Source organism: Methylobacterium sp. R2-1 (assembly GCF_014191355.1).
In the GTDB taxonomy this organism is placed as follows: domain Bacteria; phylum Pseudomonadota; class Alphaproteobacteria; order Rhizobiales; family Beijerinckiaceae; genus Methylobacterium.
Genome location: NZ_JACHWM010000045.1, coordinates 1 through 1,362 on the forward strand (window position 1 = coordinate 1; position 1,362 = coordinate 1,362).

At 69.5% G+C, this 1,362-nt stretch carries 1 protein-coding gene; it reads right to left on the reverse strand.

Annotated features, from left to right (window positions below; genetic code table 11):
- Window positions 1-254: 254 nt before the first annotated feature.
- On the reverse strand, window positions 255-1,283 hold the full coding sequence (locus FHU13_RS27275; RefSeq protein WP_183438951.1) for an IS110 family transposase: 1,029 nt from the start codon (window positions 1,281-1,283) through the stop codon (window positions 255-257).
- Between the last annotated feature and the right edge of the window lie 79 nt (window positions 1,284-1,362).

Below are 1,362 nucleotides of genomic sequence, written 5' to 3' on the forward strand. Positions count from 1 at the left end.
AAAACGTATGGCCCGCCCCGTCCGCAAGTGGCTCGGATCCGCTGGTCTGTGCAGTCTGCATAAACGTATCCGGCCTTCCGACAGCGCCGTTGGCCAAGATGGAGATCCGCGCGTCCTGGGCCTCATAAAGGGGGCGGCGTCGAGCGCCATTTTTACGGAGAGGCTTCCAGAACACCGGTCGACTGTCAGGCCATCTTCCTCTCACCGCCCGCAGACATCGGAAGGCCGGCGCGTCCGCGTCGGCCGAACTCGGATCAGGCGGCCACGGCCGCCGGCTCGTAGACCCGCCCGTGGCGCAGCAGCGCCCAGACGATGCGCGCCATCTTGGCCGCCAGGGCGACCACCGCCGTGTTCACGTGCGACCGCGCCAGCAGCCCGCGCAGCCACTGCCCGAGATGGGTGTCGCTCTGGCGCAGCGAGGGTAGCGCGGCGCGGGCACCCTGGACCAGCGTCTTGCGCAGGTACTTGCTGCCGCGCTTGGTGATGCCGACGAGCCGAGGCTTCCCGCCGGTCGTCACCTGCCGCGGTACGAGACCGAGCCAAGCCGCTAGATCGCGTCCGCGGTCGAAGCTGGCCACATCGCCGATAGCTGCCACCAGCGCGGTCGCGTTGAGTGCGCCGATGCCCGGGATCGTGGTCAGCCGACGAGCGTCCTCGTTGATGCGGGCCTGCTCGGCGAACTCGGCGTCGAGCGCGGCGATGCGTCGGTCGAGATCCTGCCAGCGTTCGCGCACCTCGGCCACGAGGGTGCGCATGCGCGGCGTAAGTGACGCGCCCGCGTCCGTGTCAAGCAACGCGGCCAAGCAGGCGGTGAGCTTGGCGCGCCCCTGCGCTACGACGTGGCCACGTTCCAGCAGGACGGAACGGATCTGGTTGGTCAGCGCCGTGCGCTCGCCTACGAGTTGGTCGCGCACCCGGTGCAGGGTCTGCACGTCGAGCTGCGCCTCGGACTTGAGAGCCACGAAGCGCATCGTCGGGCGTGTGGCCGCCTCGGCGATGGCCTCGGCGTCGCGGTCGTCGTTCTTCTGCGCCTTGACGTAGGGGCGCACGTACTCCGGCGACATCAGCCGGACGGTGTGGCCCTGCTCGTCCAGGATGCGGCCCATGTGATGGGCGCCGCAGCAGGCCTCCATCGCAACGACACACCCCGGCAGCTTCGCGCCAAAGGCGATCACCGCCTCGCGCCGCATGCGTCGGCGCAGCACGACCCGCCCCGCCGCGTCCAGCCCGACGAGGCTGCAGCTGTTCTTGCCCAGGTCGATCCCGAGAACCGCGATCGTCATCGTCCCGCTCCCTTCCTCATCTCGGCTACCCTGCAAGCCTAGCAGCGCAGCCCGGGTGAGGGGCGGGCCATCCATAAAG

Bases quoted from the DNA above. Each gene is read 5' to 3' on its own strand.
- FHU13_RS27275 (WP_183438951.1), bottom strand. From the start codon at position 1,283: ATGACGATCGCGGTTCTCGGGATCGACCTGGGCAAGAACAGCTGCAGC.